Source organism: Allobosea sp. 10L417 (assembly GCF_056395485.1).
The window spans coordinates 455,753-470,116 of the sequence record NZ_JBFTJP010000002.1 but is presented as its reverse complement, the minus strand read 5'-3'; the positions used below and the strand labels follow the sequence as shown (position 1 = coordinate 470,116).

The following is a 14,364-nucleotide window of genomic DNA, read 5'->3' as shown; positions in this document are numbered from 1 at the left end:
GCCGGCGCCGGCATTTTGCGCTCAATCAGTGGATGAATCCGCAGCGGGTGAATTCGCTGCGATGCGCGTCGCCAGTTCGATCAATCGCGCCCGCTCCGGCGGTTCGCGAAGCCCCCGAGGCTCGTAGAGGTGACGGCGCAGGAAATGCCCGGTCAGGGCGAAGCCCGCCAGAAGCTCGGCCGCGGACGGTTCACGCCCGCCCTGCCCCTCGACCAGGAAGGCCGGCAGCGCCAGCAGCCGGTCGAGATAGGGTTGCGCCGCCCGGCGGCTGACGGCCTTGCCCGATTTCGGCGAGACATGGCTGAGATCGTCGGGGGAGCCGGTCACGGCGCAGCGCGCAAGATCGAGCCCGAAGCCGAGTTCCGAGAGCATGGCGAGTTCGAAGCGCACAACCAGCGCCGGCGTGAAGCGCTGTTCGTCGAGATGAGCGATGAGGACGGCGAAGCCCTCGTAGAGGCCCGGATGCGGGTCCCGCTCAGGCAGCAGGCGAAGAAGCGCAGCGATCGTCCCCAGCCCGTAGAGCGCGACCGGGACCGCCATCAAACGGGCGGCATGCGAGGTCAGCAGTTCCACCCTGTACTCGCCGAGGTGTTCGTCGAGCCGGGCGCGCCATGTCACAGCGACATGATTGCCCGGCTGGAGCTGCGGCTGCGCCTTCCGCGAACGCCCGCCCCTGACGAGGCCGAGGTGACGGCCATGGTCGCGGGTCATCACCTCGAGGATCACGGCGCTCTCGCCATGAGCCTTGAGGCCGATGATCGTGCCTTCATCCGTCCATTCCATGGACAGGATTTAGGACAGGCGGGCGCAGGAAGAAACCGCGTCATGGCCGGGCTCGCCCCGACCATCGCGGAAACCGGCGCCCTCCCGCCCGGCACTTCCGGATCGACGCGACGCTTCCGCCAAGCAAGGTCGCTCTCAGGCCACGTACTGGGCGATTCCGCCCCCAAACGACCAGTCCTCGCGCTTGACCTCGACAAGGTTGATGAAGATGTCGTCCGGCTTCAGCCCGGGGTCGCGAGCAAGGTTCGCCGCGATCGCCGCATAAAGCTTCTTCTTCTGCGTCACGCCACGTGTGTTGGCCACCGTGATTTGGATGATGACCAGACCCGCACTGCGGTTGAAGCCGAAATAATTGGCATCGAAGACGAATTCGTCGGCGTCATGCTGATGCACGACGGCGAAGAGATCCTTCTCCGGCACCTCGAACGTCTCGCGCAGCGCCTTGTAGACACCGTCGATGATCGCCGCAGGTTCGGAAGCGGGCCGGCCGCGACGCATGGAAATCCGGATCAGAGGCATGGTTCTCTCCATCTGCGGTAGCCGGATGGCTGCCGGTCGATGGCCAGAAGCTAGCCTTGAATCATAAAGCAATAAACCGTATCGTACGAGATATCATAAATACGGATTTCTGATTTATGAGCACTCCTGCCCTCGATGTCGAAGCGGTTGCCGCCTTTCTTCAGGCCGCCGAATTGTCGAGCTTCACCCGCGCTGCCGAAGCGCTCGGCTCGACGCAGTCGCTGGTCAGCACGCGGATCAAGCGGCTGGAGACCACGCTCGGGAAGCTTCTTTTGCAGCGGCATCCGCGGCTGGTTCGGCTCACCTCCGAAGGCGAGCGCTTCCTGCCGGCCGCCCGCGCATTCCTCGCCGCCCACAGCCGGGCGCTCGCTGCCTTCAGCGAGGCGCCCGAGCGGATCGCCATCGGCATCAGCGAACAGGCGGCCGGCGCCGATGTGCCGGCCCTGCTCGCCCGACTGGCCGCGCGCGACCCCGACCTCATCGTCAATCTGCGCATCGAGCCGTCGAGCCAATTGGAGGCGGCTTATGAGGCGGGCGATCTTGATGCGGTGCTCGTGCGCAGGATCGGCGCCGGCAAGACCGGAGAGGTTCTGCGCGAGGACAATCTCGGCTGGTTCGCCTCTCCAGACTTGCCGCGCCGGGGCGACTCGCCGCTGCCGCTGATCAGCCTCGTCTCCGAGTGCCGCCTGCGGCAGCACGCCATCGCCGCGCTCGACCGGCGCGCCATAGGCTGGCGCGAAGCCTTCATCGGCGGCGGAATGGCCGCTGTGCAGGCCGCGCTTGCCGGCGGCTTCGGGGTCGCTGCGCTGGCAACCCGGGTCGCCCCGCCGGGCGCCGTCGATATCGGCGCGGATTGGGGGCTGCCGCCGCTCGGGCGCTCGCATGTCGTGCTGCGCAGCAACGCGGCCACGCCACGCGGCCGGGCCTTCGTCCGCGAGCTGGCAGCCGCGTTCCGGAACTAGCCGACCACCCGCTCGACGCGGCTTATCACGCGCTTCTCACGCAGCTCGCTGATGATCGCGGAGAGGTGCTTCAGATCCCAGACGGTGAGATCGATCGTGACATCGGTGAAATCCGGGTTCGGACGGTTCATCGAAACCGAGTCGATATTGCCGTCATGCTCGGCGATCGTCGTGGTAATCTGGGCGAGCGAACCTGGCTCGTTCAGCGACTTCAGCGCAATGCGAGCCGGGAAACGCTGCGGCACCTTGTCGTCGAGATCCCAACGCACATCGAGCCAGCGTTCGGGCTCGTTGTCGAAGGCGGCGAGCGCCGGCGACTGGATCGGATAGATCGTCACGCCCTCGCCCGGCGTCAGGATCCCGACGATGCGATCGCCCGGCACCGCGCCCCCCTGCGGAGCGAAGCGCACCGGCAGGTCACGGCCGAGGCCGCGGATCGGGATGGCGCTGTCGTCGGAGGGCTCCTCGCCCGGCAGTTTGAACTTCAGGTTTTCGCCCTGACGCAACTCGAACCAGCCTTTTCCGCTGGCCGCGGCGCCGGGCTTGGTCTCGGCCGAAGCGCGCTTCTCCGGCTCGAGATCGGGATAGACCGCCTTCACGACGTCGCCGGAATACATCTCGCCACGACCGACGGCGGCGAGCACGTCATCGACCGTGCTGCGGGCGAGGCGCCTGAGCGCAGCCTTGAGCTTGTCGTCGGAGAAAGCCCGCTCGGCGCGGGAGAAGGCACGTTCAAGGATCTGGCGGCCCAGGCCCGCATATTGCCGGCGCACGGCAGCGCGCGTGGCACGGCGGATCGCGGCACGGGCCTTGCCGGTGACGACGAGCGACTCCCAGGCAGCCGGCGGCGCCTGGCCCTCGGCGCGGGTGATCTCGACCTCGTCGCCGTTCTGCAGTTCGGTCAGGAGCGGCGCGATGCGTCCGTTGATCTTGGCGCCGACGGCGCTGTTGCCGACATCGGTATGGACGGCATAGGCGAAATCGATCGGCGTCGCCCCGCGCGGCAGGGCGATCAGCCGGCCCTTCGGCGTGAAGCAGAAAACCTGATCGTGGAAGAGCTCGAGTTTGGTGTGTTCGAGAAACTCCTCGGGGCTGTCGCCCTCGTTCAGCAAGTCGACGGTGCGGCGCAGCCACTGATAGGCGCGGCTCTCGTCGCCGAGCCGGATCGGCGCGCCGGGGCGGCCATCCTTGTAGTGCGCATGCGCGGCGATGCCGTATTCGGCGATGCGGTCCATGGTGTCGGTGCGGATCTGCAGCTCGACGCGGCTATGGCCGGGGCCGACCACGGTGGTGTGGATCGAGCGATAGTCGTTCTGCTTGGGCGTCGAGATGTAATCCTTGTAGCGCCCAGGCACCATCGGCCAAGTCATATGGACGATGCCGAGGACGCGGTAGCAATCCTCCGGCTTCTCGACGATGACGCGGAAGCCGAAGATATCCGAGAGCTGCTCGAAGGAGACTGACTTCCGCTCCATCTTCTTCCAGATCGAATAGGGGCGCTTGCGCCGCCCCGAGACCTGGGCCTGGATACCGCTGGCGGCAAGCTTCTCCTTCAGATCGCGCTCGATCTCGCCGATCACCTTGCCCTCGCGCGCGGTGACCTCCTCCAGCCGCTTGGTCACGGTGGCATGGGCTTCCGGCTTGATGTGGCGGAAGGAAAGCTCCTCCAGCTCCTCGCGCAGCTCCTGCATGCCCATGCGCCCGGCGAGCGGAGCATAGATCTCGATCGTCTCCTCGGCGATGCGCAGCCGCTTCTCGGGAGGGACGAAATGCAGGGTGCGCATGTTGTGCAGCCGGTCGGCGAGCTTGACCAGCAGCACGCGGACATCGTCGGCGATGGCGAGCAGCAGCTTGCGGAAATTCTCGCCCTGAGCCGCCTTCTTGGAGACGAGGTCGAGCTTCTTGATCTTGGTGAGGCCGTCGACGAGCCGGCGGATATCCGGCCCGAACATGCTCTCGATCTCCTCGAGCGTCGCGGCGGTGTCCTCGACCGTATCGTGCAGCACCGCTGCGACGATGGTGGCATCGTCCAGCTTGAGATCGGTCAGAATCGCTGCAACTTCGAGCGGATGCGCGAAGAAGGGATCGCCGGAGGCGCGCTTCTGGGTGCCGTGTGCGCGCATGGCATAGACATAGGCCCGGTTGAGCAGGTCCTCGTCGGTATTCGGATTGTAGCTCCTGACCCGGTCAACGAGCTCATACTGCCGCATTATGCCCATGCGGGCCCCTGCCTCGACATTCTCTTGTTGCAACTCATGATTATTTGCGCAGGCATGGACGGCAGCAAGGCGTTTTCCGGATGGCGGGCATGAAAAAGCCCGGCGGTGCCGGGCTTTAACTTCAAACTATGAACAATCGATTCACGCGGGCCGAGGATCAGTCCTCGTCGTCGGCGCTCTCGGTCGGCGGCACGAGGCCGTCGAGGCCGCGCAGCAGGTCCTCTTCGCTCATCCGGTCGAACTGGACTTCGCTGTCGGGCGTCGTTGCGCTGGCGGGGCTGGCGAGCAGCGGAACGGTCTCCTGCTCCGGCTCGTCGACCTCGACATGCTTCTGCAGCGAGTGGATCAGGTCTTCCTTGAGATCCTCGGGCTTCAGCTTCTCGTCGGCGATTTCGCGAAGCGCGACGACGGGATTCTTGTCGTTGTCGCGCGTGACGAGGATCGACGAGCCCGACTGGATCATCCGCGCGCGGTGGCTGGCGAGCAGCACCAGCTCGAAGCGGTTCTCGACCTTGTCGATGCAGTCTTCAACGGTAACGCGAGCCATGGGCGGCTTCTTCCGATCTCAGCGATGCAGGGGATAGGTTGAGCAGGCCCTTACAGCCAAAGCCGCCGGGATGCAAGAAATTCGCGCTCAGGCCCGCATGCGCCGGACCATGTCGTCCAGGGTCGGCTCCAGCCGGCCGCCGCCCTCGCCCGCGCGTCCGCCCATCGCCGGCAGCTCATGCGGCTTGAGCTCGGCGAAACGCATCCGCATCGTGGTGGCGACCCCCTCGCCGAAGGCGATCGCCTCGCGGTTGCCGATCGAGGAGAGGAAATTGATCGTGCTGGCCGAAGCGTCGGAAATCGCCGAGCGAATGATCTGCTGGTCGCGCTCGTTGGCCAGCCGCATGGCGAAGACGGTCGAGCACTGCGACAGGATGGTCGGGTCGAGTTCGCCCGGGCGCTGCGTGACCACGCCGAGATAGGCGCCGTATTTGCGCCCTTCCTTGGCGATGCGCGCGATCGCCTGGCGGGTTGGCGCGAAGCCGAGCGCCCGGTCGGACGGCACATAGCGATGTGCCTCTTCGCAGAGCACCAGGACCTCGCAGGCGCCCTGGCTCGCCATTGCGATGTCGAAGGCAAGCCGCGACAGCACCGAGGCGACGGCATTGACCACCTCGCCCGGCAGGCCACCGAGCTGGAAGGCGGTGATCGGCCGGCCATGCATCGGAATGCGGAAGATCTGACCCAGTATCGGCGCCACCGTCTCGTACATATTGGCGCGCCCGAACATGAAGCGGTAGCGCGGATCGGCGTGGAGCGATTCCAGCCGCACCTTCAGCGAGCGCAGCGCCGCCCTCGGCCAGCGCTGCTCGTGCAGGCCGATCATTTCGTCGATAACGGCAAAGGCGTCCTTCAGACGGTAAGGCGTCGATGCGTCGACACCGCCCGTCGACGGCGCCGGCTCCGAGCCGCTGCGCCCCGTGCCGAGATCGAGCGGACGCTTGAGCAGGCTCGATCCGAGGTCGCGCGCCAGTTCCTGACCACTGGGAACACGGTAGCGGGTTCGGGCTGCTGCGACGACCTCCCGCAGAATGTCCGGCTCGTCGTCCAGCGCAGGCCGGCCGCGAAAGACGATATCGGCAAACTCCTCCTGCTTGAACATCCAGAACGGCAGGTCGAGCGCATCGCCATCGATGGTCAGGGCGAGATCCGGAAAGGCGACGGAATATTCGTTGTGCGGATCGAGGATCAGAACGCGCAGGCGCGGGCGCGCCGCGACGGCACGGCGCAGCAGGAGCGAGACGGCGCTCGACTTGCCGACACCCGTGGTGCCGACGAGGGCGAAATGACGCGAGAGCATGTCCTGGATGCTGACGGTCGCGGCGATGCTGGCATCCTGCGTGACATGGCCGATCTCGGCACCCGTCCGGTCACCAAGGTCGTGAACGAGCGCAAGATCGCCGGCGCGGATGCGGTGAGCTATGGCGCCGATCGGCGGATAGGTGGTAATGCCGCTCTGGAAGCGCGCCGAGCCATCCGGCTTCTCGAGAACCTCGCCCAGAAACTCGACCTCGACCTGAATCGGGTTCTCGCCGTCCGTCCAGGCTGGCTCGACCGCGTGCAGCTTGTAGACCAAGGCCACGATGCGGCTTGGACCGAGATTGATCGAGATCATGCGGCCGATCGCCCAGGCGTCGCTTGCCTGCCAGCTGCCTGTCGAGACCGCGCTCAGGATCGTGGCACGCGATCCGTCGCAGGCGATCACCCGCCCAAGCGCACGCTCGGGCGGCTGACCGGCATTGCGTCGGTCCGGCGTAATGTCTGCATGGAAGGCCGCGTTATTTACGGTTAGTTGCATATCTCAACTAGCTCAACCAAAGGTTTAGTTGATTTATGTCTTGATATTGCAGCGCGCCGGTTACGATTACCTTCACGGAGACCGAACAACCATTCGCTGTTGTCAAATCAGCAATCGCGCCTGCGGATGGTCGCACAGATCACAAATCGTGAGGCCGCCATCACAATCCCTGCATTGAGCCGATGCCGTGCTTTCGTCTAAGCACGGGTAGCTTCAAAGAGGGCTTGCACAATGGCCGAAGGGCTGCGTCTCGGCGTCAACATCGACCATGTCGCCACGGTGAGGAATGCGCGCGGCGGTGCCCTGCCCGATCCGGTCCGCGCCGCCCATCTCGCCATCGCCGCAGGCGCTGACGGAATCACCGCCCATCTGCGCGAGGACCGCCGCCATATCCGCGACGCCGACATGGAACGGCTCGCCGCCGAGCTGACGAAGCCGCTCAATTTCGAGATGGCCGCCACCGACGAGATGATCGCGCTGGCGGAGCGCCTGAAGCCGCACGCGGCCTGCCTCGTGCCGGAAAAGCGGGAGGAGCGTACCACCGAGGGCGGGCTCGACGTCGTCGGGCAAGAAGAACAGCTTGCGCCACGCATCGCCCGCCTGAAGGCCGCCGGCTGCCGCGTTTCGCTCTTCATCGAGCCCGACAAGGCGCCGATCGCTATGGCGGCCAAGCTCGGCGCCCCCGTCGTCGAGCTCCATACCGGCAGTTGGTGCCATGCGGTTGCGGATGGCAGAACGGCCAAGGCGGAGGCCGAGTTCCAGCGACTTGCCGATGGCGCGGTTTATGCGGCCAAGCTCGGGCTTGAGGTCCATGCCGGCCATGGGCTCGACTACGACACCGCGCGCAGGCTTGCCGGCATACCGGCCTTCGTCGAGTTCAACATCGGCCACTTCCTGATCGGCGAGGCGATCTTCGTTGGGCTGGACGCGGCGATCCGCCGGATGCGGCAGGCGATGGATGATGGGCGCGGCACCGGAGGCTGACCGTTCCGGAAACCGGTTTCCACTTTCCCGGCCAATGCTCTAAACGCGGAGCATGATCCTCGGCATCGGCTCCGACCTCTGCGACATCCGCCGCATCGAGCGCTCCCTCGAGCGCTTCGGCGAGCGCTTCACCCAACGCGTCTTCACTGACGGGGAGCGGGCGAAGTCCGACCGCCGCGCGACGCGCGCCGCCTCCTATGCCCGCCGCTTCGCCGCCAAGGAGGCTTGCTCGAAGGCGCTCGGCACCGGCATGCGGCTGGGCGTGTTCTGGCGTGACATGGAGGTGGTCAATCTGCCGGGCGGGCGCCCGACCATGCGCCTGACGGGCGGCGCGCTTGAGCGTGTGAAAGCCATGACGCCGGCAGGTTTCGAGCCGGTCGTCCATGTCTCGCTGACCGACGACCCGCCACTGGCACAGGCCTTCGTCGTGATCGAGGCCCGTCCGATCATCGGCGATCGCCCGGCCTAGTTCCGCAGCCATGGAACAGGGAAGGCCGGTGCGGCGGCACCAGCCTTCCCTCAGCAAATGTCGAGCTGGCCTACTCGGCCGGCTGGGTACCGCTGACGACACCCTGCGGCTCGTCGCTCAGCCAACGATAGATTGCGCCGCCGAGCACGCCGCCGATGAGCGGCGCGACCCAGAACAGCCAGAGCTGCTGAATGGCCCAGCCGCCGACGAACAGCGCCGGCCCCGTGCTGCGCGCCGGGTTCACCGAGGTGTTCGTCACGGGGATGCTGACGAGGTGGATCAGGCACAGGCCGAGGCCGATGGCGAGCGGCGCAAAGCCGGCCGGAGCCCTGCCGTGGGTCGCCCCCATGATGATGAAGAGGAACATCATCGTCATCACGACTTCCATGAGGAAGGCCGAGGCCAGATTGTATTTTCCCGGTGAATGCTCGCCAAAGCCGTTCGAGGCGAAGCCGTTGGCGAGATCGAAGCCCGGCGCGCCGCGGGCGATCTGATAGAGAACGGCCGCGGCCACGATCGCGCCGACGACTTGCGCGACAATGTAGGGAACGATCTGCCCCACCGGAAAACGACCGCCTGCAGCGAGCCCGACCGTCACGGCCGGATTGAGGTGGCAACCGGAAATATGGCCGATGGCGTAAGCCATCGTCACGACGGTGAGGCCGAAAGCGAGCGAAACGCCGAGCAATCCGATGCCGACATTTGGAAAACCTGCAGCGATGACCGCACTGCCGCAACCCGCAAAAGTCAACCAGAACGTGCCGATGGCTTCGGCGACATATTTCTTCGTGCTCATGGTGATTCCCCCAAAGGTCGGAAACGCGGGAATGCTGTTCGTGAAACACGATATCGTCAACGCATCTAAGTGGGTATTCGCTCTGCGAATTTGGCCCATCTCCCGCCGTTTTCTCGCATTGTAATTGTTCTCACCATGTATTCGCCATCCGCCAGTATCATCTCACCAGACTGCTCTTGCGCGTTGTCGCAGGCGCGATAGTCGGCTAGACCGCGCGCTGGATTGCAGTCCCAGGAGCGCCCCGCGTGGCCAACGAAGTCGAAAGCAAGAACAAGACGACCAAGGAAGAGGGCGGCGTCTTCGAGACGATCAAGGTCGTCGTCCAGGCGCTCCTCATCGCGTTGGTCATCCGCACCCTGCTGTTCCAGCCCTTCAACATCCCTTCGGGCTCGTTGATCCCGACCCTGCTGATCGGCGACTATCTCTTCGTGTCCAAGTACACCTACGGCTATTCCAAGCACTCGATCCCGTTCAGCCCGCCGCTGTTCTCAGGGCGCGTCTGGGCGGCCGAGCCCAAGCGCGGCGACATCGCCGTGTTCAAGCTGCCGAGCGACAATTCGACGGATTACATCAAACGCGTCATCGGCCTGCCCGGCGACCGCATCCAGATGATCGACGGCATCCTGCACATCAACAACCAGCCGGTGAAGCGCGAGCGCATCGCCGACTATGTGACCAGCGACAATTGGGGCCGCAGCGTTCCGGTGATCCGCTACATCGAAACGCTGCCGAACGGCGTCCGCCACGAGATCATCGAGCGCGAGGGCGACACCGGCACCTTCGACAACACTCAAGTCTTCGTCGTGCCGCCCGGCCACTTCTTCATGATGGGCGACAATCGCGACAACTCGCTCGACTCGCGCGACCGCAGCGTCGGCTATGTGCCGTTCGAGAACTTCGTCGGTCGGGCCGAGATCATCTTCTTCTCGATCGAGGACGGCGCCTCGGCCTGGAAGATCTGGGAATGGCCCTATACGGTTCGCTGGAACCGTCTGTTCAGCACCATCAAGTGAGCAAGAGCAGCGAAGCCGCGCGCAAGGCGCCGGACACAGCGCGGCTGGAAGCCGCGCTGGAGCACAACTTCAGCGACAAATCCCTGCTGATCACGGCGCTTACCCATATGAGCGCCGAGGAATCGCGGCTGGCTAGCTATCAGCGCCTCGAATTCCTCGGCGACCGTGTGCTCGGCCTATCGGTCGCCGACATGCTGTTCCGGCGCTACCCGCAATCCGAGGAAGGCAATCTTTCACGCCGCCTCGCCGATCTCGTGCGCAAGGAGACCTGCGCCGAGGTGGCGCAGGGCTGGAATCTCGGCCATTTCATGCGGCTGGGCGATGGCGAGATCCTCGGCGGCGCCCGCAAGAACAAGGCGATCCTGGCCGATGCCTGCGAGGCGATCATCGGAGCGGTCTTCATCGACGGCGGCTACGAGGCGGCCCGCGCGCTGGTCGAACGCGCCTTCGGCGAGCGGCTGATGAAGCCGGTGCGCCCGCTGCGCGACGCCAAAACCGCGCTGCAGGAATGGGCTCAAGGCAAGGGCTATCCGACGCCGACCTACAGCGAGCGCGGCCGTTCGGGGCCGGACCATGCGCCGGTCTTCGTCGTTGCTGCAAAGATCACCGGGCTCGCGGACTCCGAGGCGCGCGGCCCCTCCAAGCGGCTCGCCGAGCAGGCCGCGGCCGAAGCCTTCCTGCGACGCGAAGGCCTGTGGAACGAAAACCCGGAAGGCGAGCATGTCTAAAACCGATCAACCCACGCGCTGCGGCTTCGTCGCGCTGATCGGCGCGCCGAACGCCGGCAAGTCGACGCTGCTCAACCAACTCGTCGGCGCCAAGGTCTCGATCGTCTCGCGCAAGGTGCAGACGACGCGGACGCAGGTGCGCGGCATTGCCCTGTCCGGCCCGGCGCAGATCATCTTCGTCGATACGCCCGGCATCTTCGCGCCGAAGCGCCGGCTTGACCGCGCGATGGTGACGAGTGCCTGGGGCGGCGCGACCGACGCCGACCTGATCGGCGTGCTGATCGACGTTGGCCGCTTCGAGCACGAGGAGAACACCGCGCTGCTGGAGAAGCTCGCCGAGCTGAAGCAGCCGAAATTCCTGATCCTCAACAAGATCGACACGGTGGCGAAGGAAAAGCTGCTCGAGATCACCACCAAGGTGAACGAGCGCGGGCAGTTCGAGGCGACTTTCATGGTCGCTGCGCTCACCGGCTATGGCGTGAAGGACATCCTGGCCTGGCTCGAAAAGCGCCTGCCGCTCGGACCCTGGCTCTACCCCGAGGACCAGATCTCGGATGCGCCCTTGCGCTTCCTCGCCGCAGAGATCACCCGCGAGAAGATCTTCGAGCGGCTGCACGATGAACTCCCCTACCGCTCCACGGTCGAGACCGAGAGCTGGCAGCAGAAGCCGGACGGCTCAGTCCGTATCGAGCAGACGATCTATGTCGAGCGCGAGGGCCAGCGGAAGATCGTGCTCGGCGAAGGCGGCCAGACGATCAAGGCGATCGGCCAGAAGGCCCGCGCCGAGATCGCCGAAGCGGCCGAGGCCAAAGTTCACCTCTTCCTGTTCGTGAAGGTTCGCGAGAACTGGAGCGACGACCCTGAACGCTATCGCGAGATGGGATTGGAGTTCCCCAAGGGCAAAGCCTGAGCTACGCGGAGGACGGCGATGCGCAGCGAGAGGGACAAGATGCTCGCGGGCGAACTGTACCGTGCGGACTGCCCGGAGCTTATCGCCGATAATCGCCGCATTAGCGACTGGATGGAGCGTTTCAACGCAACCACGGCCACGCCTGAGCAAAGGCCCGCATTGATGCAGGAGGCGTTTCGCCATGTCGGGCGGAGCGTCACCATCCGCCCGCCCTTCCATTGCGACTATGGCTACAACATCAGCCTGGGCGACGGCGTCTTCCTCAACTTTGGCTGCGTCATCCTCGATGTCGTCGCCGTGACCATCGGCGACGACACGCAGATCGGCCCGGGCGTCCAGATCCTCACCGCGGATCATCCGCGTGATCCCGCTCAGCGCCGGCAGATGCTGGAGTTCGGCCGCCCGGTCAGCATCGGGAGCAATGTCTGGATCGGTGGCGGGGCGATCGTCCTCCCCGGCGTCACGATCGGTGACGATGCGATCATCGGCGCGGGCAGCGTGGTCACGCGCGACGTGCCCAAGGGGCGGACGGCGCTCGGCAATCCCGCACGGCTGCGGCCCTGATCTCCCGAACAGTCGAACCCGAGAGTTGAGCCCGGTCGTCGGCGCGATCGAACGGCGCGACACTGCCGCAGCCGCATGGCCGCACTGCGTCAAGAAGCCACGGTTCCTGCTTGAACCTTGTCAAATTTCCTTCATGAACGACATTGTTCGAACGCCTTTTGCTTCCATCTTTATTGCTTGAAGTCATTTGAGCAGGAGTCATTGCCATGAACGGCGCACCGCGCATCGCGCTTTTCATCGACGGCGCCAATCTCTACGCGACCTCGAAGCAGCTCGGCTTCGACATGGATTATCGTCGCCTGCTGCGTGAGTTCCAGAGCCGCGGCAATCTGATCCGCGCCTTCTACTTCACCACGCTCGTCGAGAGCGAGGAATACTCCTCGATCCGCCCGCTCGTCGACTGGCTCGACTACAATGGCTACCGCGTCATCACCAAGGCAGCCAAGGAATTCACCGACGCCACGGGCCGGCGGCGCGTCAAAGGCAACATGGACATCGAGCTGGCGATCGAGATGCTCGAGCTCGCGCCGCATCTCGACCAGATCTACCTGTTCTCCGGCGATGGCGACTTCCGCCCGCTGGTCGAGGCAGTGCAGCGCAAGGGCGTCAAAATCTCGGTCGTCTCGACGATCTCGACCAACCCGCCGATGGTCTCGGACGATTTGCGCCGGCAATGCGACGAGTTCGTCGATCTTGCCCAGCTCATGCAGAAGATCGGGCGCGATCCGTCCGAGCGCAGCCCCCGCAGCGCCACGCCCGGCGCCCCGGCCGCACCCGGCAATCCCGCGCTCGAACGGCGCTACGGTATCCGCCAGGGCGACGAGCCGGTGGAAGGGTGAGGCTCCTTTTGGAGAGCTGCCGCCTCTTCCCTTCTCCCCCTGCGGGAGAAGGAGAAGCACGGCCCTGATCCAAGCCTACCCGCCTGTTTTCAAGATCCGCTGCTTGTCGCGGTTCCAGTCGCGGGTCTTCTCGGTCTCGCGCTTGTCGTGGAGCTTCTTGCCCTTGCCGAGACCGAGCTCGACCTTCGCCCTGCCCTTGTCGTTGAAATAGACCTTGAGCGGGATCAGAGCCATGCCCTCGCGCTGGACTGCGCCCATCAGCTTGTTGATCTCGCGACGATGGAGAAGCAGCTTGCGCGGCCTGCGAACCTCATGGTTGAAGCGGTTCGCCTCCAGATATTCCGGGATATGGGCGTTGAACAGGAAGAGCTCCTCGCCCATCGGGCCGGCATAGCTCTCACCGATCGTCGCCTTGCCGCCGCGCAGCGACTTGATCTCGGTGCCCTGCAGCGCGATGCCCGCCTCCAGGGTTTCCTTGATCTCGTAGTTGAAGCGCGCCTTGCGGTTGTCGGCGGCGAGCCGATAGCGGGCGGGATCAGGCTTCTTCATGCAGTTTCACTGAATCCGTGCTTTTTCACCAGCGAGGCCATCGCCTGCGAATCCGTTGCGGGATCGGCGCTCAGGCCGTCGAGGACGCCGAGCTTGTCGTCCTCGCGCCGGTTCTGGCTGAGTTTGAACTTGCCGATGATCGAGGCGATCTCGATCTCGACACCGACGATGCCACGCGCCTGCGCGACGATGAAGGGCTCCGGCGCGTCCGAGACCGCCCAGGGCTCGGTGCGGGGCGCCTCCTGCTGCTGCGTCAGCGACTCGAGCTGGGCACGCAGCCATGCCGGCTCTTCGATTGCCCGGGCGGGGCCGCGCACCTGGACGGTGACGTAGTTCCAGGTCGGCACGACCTTCCCGGTCTCGCGCTTGGTCGCGTACCAGGCCGGCGTGACGTAGCGCTCGACGCCAGTGAAGATCACCAGCGTCTCGGCACCCGCCGCGATCGCCTTCCACTGCGCGTTGGGCCGCGCGACATGGGCGCGCAGCACACCGTTCTCTCCCTCATCCTCGTGAAGGATAAAGGGAACCAGATTGGCGATAAGGCCGCCCTCGCCCACTGTCACCAGCGAGGCGAGCGGGTGCTGGCGAATGACGGCGTGGAGCTGCGCGCGGTCCTCGACCTTGAAGTGACTGGGCTCGTACATTCCGGATTTCCCTGGCGTCGCCGGGGCGACCGGACGAACGC

General features: G+C 65.3%; 16 protein-coding genes. 8 read left to right on the top strand and 8 right to left on the bottom strand.

The annotated features are described in order from the left end of the window. Nucleotides 1-21: 21 nt before the first annotated feature. Nucleotides 22-783, bottom strand: coding sequence for a DNA repair protein RecO (gene recO / locus AC1DE3_RS08400; RefSeq protein ID WP_441512499.1), 762 nt, complete (start codon nt 781-783; stop codon nt 22-24). 135 nt (nt 784-918) lie between these two features. After that, complete coding sequence (locus tag AC1DE3_RS08395) at nt 919-1,302, bottom strand: tautomerase family protein (protein WP_441512498.1); 384 nt, start codon at nt 1,300-1,302, stop codon at nt 919-921. A gap of 116 nt (nt 1,303-1,418) precedes the next feature. Between AC1DE3_RS08395 and AC1DE3_RS08390 the strand changes: the two genes are divergently transcribed. Beyond that, a complete protein-coding gene (locus AC1DE3_RS08390; protein WP_441512497.1) occupies nt 1,419-2,264 on the top strand; it encodes a LysR substrate-binding domain-containing protein in 846 nt (281 codons plus the stop codon). Here AC1DE3_RS08390 and AC1DE3_RS08385 read toward each other — a convergent pair. The 3 genes from AC1DE3_RS08385 to AC1DE3_RS08375 all read right to left on the bottom strand — a co-directional run bounded on the left by AC1DE3_RS08385 (nt 2,261) and on the right by AC1DE3_RS08375 (nt 6,827). After that, the gene (locus tag AC1DE3_RS08385) at nt 2,261-4,477 is read right to left on the bottom strand and encodes a RelA/SpoT family protein (RefSeq protein ID WP_441512564.1); all 2,217 of its coding nucleotides are present in this window, start codon (nt 4,475-4,477) and stop codon (nt 2,261-2,263) included. The two genes, AC1DE3_RS08390 and AC1DE3_RS08385, sit on opposite strands and share 4 nt — an antisense overlap. A gap of 163 nt (nt 4,478-4,640) precedes the next feature. Then, nucleotides 4,641-5,030: a DNA-directed RNA polymerase subunit omega gene (gene rpoZ, locus AC1DE3_RS08380; RefSeq protein ID WP_441512496.1), complete on the bottom strand. Its 390-nt coding sequence runs from the start codon at nt 5,028-5,030 to the stop codon at nt 4,641-4,643. A gap of 87 nt (nt 5,031-5,117) precedes the next feature. After that, complete coding sequence (locus tag AC1DE3_RS08375; RefSeq protein WP_441512495.1) at nt 5,118-6,827, bottom strand: ATP-binding protein; 1,710 nt, start codon at nt 6,825-6,827, stop codon at nt 5,118-5,120. Between the two features lie 231 nt (nt 6,828-7,058). Here AC1DE3_RS08375 and AC1DE3_RS08370 point away from each other — a divergent pair, with 231 nt between their 5' ends. Both AC1DE3_RS08370 and acpS read left to right on the top strand, forming a co-directional pair. Further along, on the top strand, nt 7,059-7,811 hold the full coding sequence (locus AC1DE3_RS08370; RefSeq protein ID WP_441512494.1) for a pyridoxine 5'-phosphate synthase: 753 nt from the start codon (nt 7,059-7,061) through the stop codon (nt 7,809-7,811). Between the two features lie 52 nt (nt 7,812-7,863). Beyond that, the gene (gene acpS, locus AC1DE3_RS08365; protein WP_441512493.1) at nt 7,864-8,280 is read left to right on the top strand and encodes a holo-ACP synthase; all 417 of its coding nucleotides are present in this window, start codon (nt 7,864-7,866) and stop codon (nt 8,278-8,280) included. A 70-nt stretch (nt 8,281-8,350) separates the two neighbouring features. On the opposite strand, the gene aqpZ is transcribed toward acpS, so the two are convergent. Further along, nucleotides 8,351-9,076, bottom strand: a complete 726-nt coding sequence (gene aqpZ, locus AC1DE3_RS08360) for an aquaporin Z (protein WP_441512492.1) — start codon at nt 9,074-9,076, stop codon at nt 8,351-8,353. 245 nt (nt 9,077-9,321) lie between these two features. On the opposite strand from aqpZ, the gene lepB reads away from it, so the two are divergent. The 5 genes from lepB (at nt 9,322) to AC1DE3_RS08335 (ending at nt 13,130) form a co-directional block, all read left to right on the top strand. Continuing rightward, on the top strand, nt 9,322-10,089 hold the full coding sequence (gene lepB, locus AC1DE3_RS08355; RefSeq protein ID WP_441512491.1) for a signal peptidase I: 768 nt from the start codon (nt 9,322-9,324) through the stop codon (nt 10,087-10,089). Continuing rightward, complete coding sequence (gene rnc, locus AC1DE3_RS08350) at nt 10,086-10,817, top strand: ribonuclease III (RefSeq protein WP_441512490.1); 732 nt, start codon at nt 10,086-10,088, stop codon at nt 10,815-10,817. Before lepB ends, rnc begins: the two co-directional genes overlap by 4 nt. Next, nucleotides 10,810-11,727, top strand: a complete 918-nt coding sequence (gene era / locus AC1DE3_RS08345; protein ID WP_441512489.1) for a GTPase Era — start codon at nt 10,810-10,812, stop codon at nt 11,725-11,727. The genes rnc and era overlap by 8 nt, the downstream gene beginning before the upstream one ends. 18 nt (nt 11,728-11,745) lie before the next feature. Next, nucleotides 11,746-12,291, top strand: coding sequence for a sugar O-acetyltransferase (locus tag AC1DE3_RS08340; RefSeq protein ID WP_441512488.1), 546 nt, complete (start codon nt 11,746-11,748; stop codon nt 12,289-12,291). Nucleotides 12,292-12,497: 206 nt separating this feature from the next. After that, entirely contained in the window at nt 12,498-13,130 is a 633-nt protein-coding gene (locus AC1DE3_RS08335; protein WP_441512487.1) for a LabA-like NYN domain-containing protein, read from the top strand. A gap of 75 nt (nt 13,131-13,205) precedes the next feature. Here AC1DE3_RS08335 and smpB read toward each other — a convergent pair whose 3' ends face one another. Both smpB and AC1DE3_RS08325 read right to left on the bottom strand, forming a co-directional pair. Then, nucleotides 13,206-13,679: an SsrA-binding protein SmpB gene (gene smpB / locus AC1DE3_RS08330; protein ID WP_441512486.1), complete on the bottom strand. Its 474-nt coding sequence runs from the start codon at nt 13,677-13,679 to the stop codon at nt 13,206-13,208. After that, complete coding sequence (locus tag AC1DE3_RS08325) at nt 13,676-14,323, bottom strand: FMN-binding negative transcriptional regulator (RefSeq protein WP_441512485.1); 648 nt, start codon at nt 14,321-14,323, stop codon at nt 13,676-13,678. The genes smpB and AC1DE3_RS08325 overlap by 4 nt, the downstream gene beginning before the upstream one ends. Nucleotides 14,324-14,364 lie beyond the last annotated feature (41 nt).

Bases quoted from the DNA above. Each gene is read 5' to 3' on its own strand.
- recO (WP_441512499.1), bottom strand. From the start codon at position 783: ATGGAATGGACGGATGAAGGCACGATCATCGGCCTCAAGGCTCATGGC.
- AC1DE3_RS08395 (WP_441512498.1), bottom strand. From the start codon at position 1,302: ATGCCTCTGATCCGGATTTCCATGCGTCGCGGCCGGCCCGCTTCCGAA.
- AC1DE3_RS08390 (WP_441512497.1), top strand. From the start codon at position 1,419: ATGAGCACTCCTGCCCTCGATGTCGAAGCGGTTGCCGCCTTTCTTCAG.
- rpoZ (WP_441512496.1), bottom strand. From the start codon at position 5,030: ATGGCTCGCGTTACCGTTGAAGACTGCATCGACAAGGTCGAGAACCGC.
- AC1DE3_RS08375 (WP_441512495.1), bottom strand. From the start codon at position 6,827: ATGCAACTAACCGTAAATAACGCGGCCTTCCATGCAGACATTACGCCG.
- AC1DE3_RS08370 (WP_441512494.1), top strand. From the start codon at position 7,059: ATGGCCGAAGGGCTGCGTCTCGGCGTCAACATCGACCATGTCGCCACG.
- acpS (WP_441512493.1), top strand. From the start codon at position 7,864: ATGATCCTCGGCATCGGCTCCGACCTCTGCGACATCCGCCGCATCGAG.
- aqpZ (WP_441512492.1), bottom strand. From the start codon at position 9,076: ATGAGCACGAAGAAATATGTCGCCGAAGCCATCGGCACGTTCTGGTTG.
- era (WP_441512489.1), top strand. From the start codon at position 10,810: ATGTCTAAAACCGATCAACCCACGCGCTGCGGCTTCGTCGCGCTGATC.
- AC1DE3_RS08340 (WP_441512488.1), top strand. From the start codon at position 11,746: ATGCGCAGCGAGAGGGACAAGATGCTCGCGGGCGAACTGTACCGTGCG.
- AC1DE3_RS08335 (WP_441512487.1), top strand. From the start codon at position 12,498: ATGAACGGCGCACCGCGCATCGCGCTTTTCATCGACGGCGCCAATCTC.
- smpB (WP_441512486.1), bottom strand. From the start codon at position 13,679: ATGAAGAAGCCTGATCCCGCCCGCTATCGGCTCGCCGCCGACAACCGC.
- AC1DE3_RS08325 (WP_441512485.1), bottom strand. From the start codon at position 14,323: ATGTACGAGCCCAGTCACTTCAAGGTCGAGGACCGCGCGCAGCTCCAC.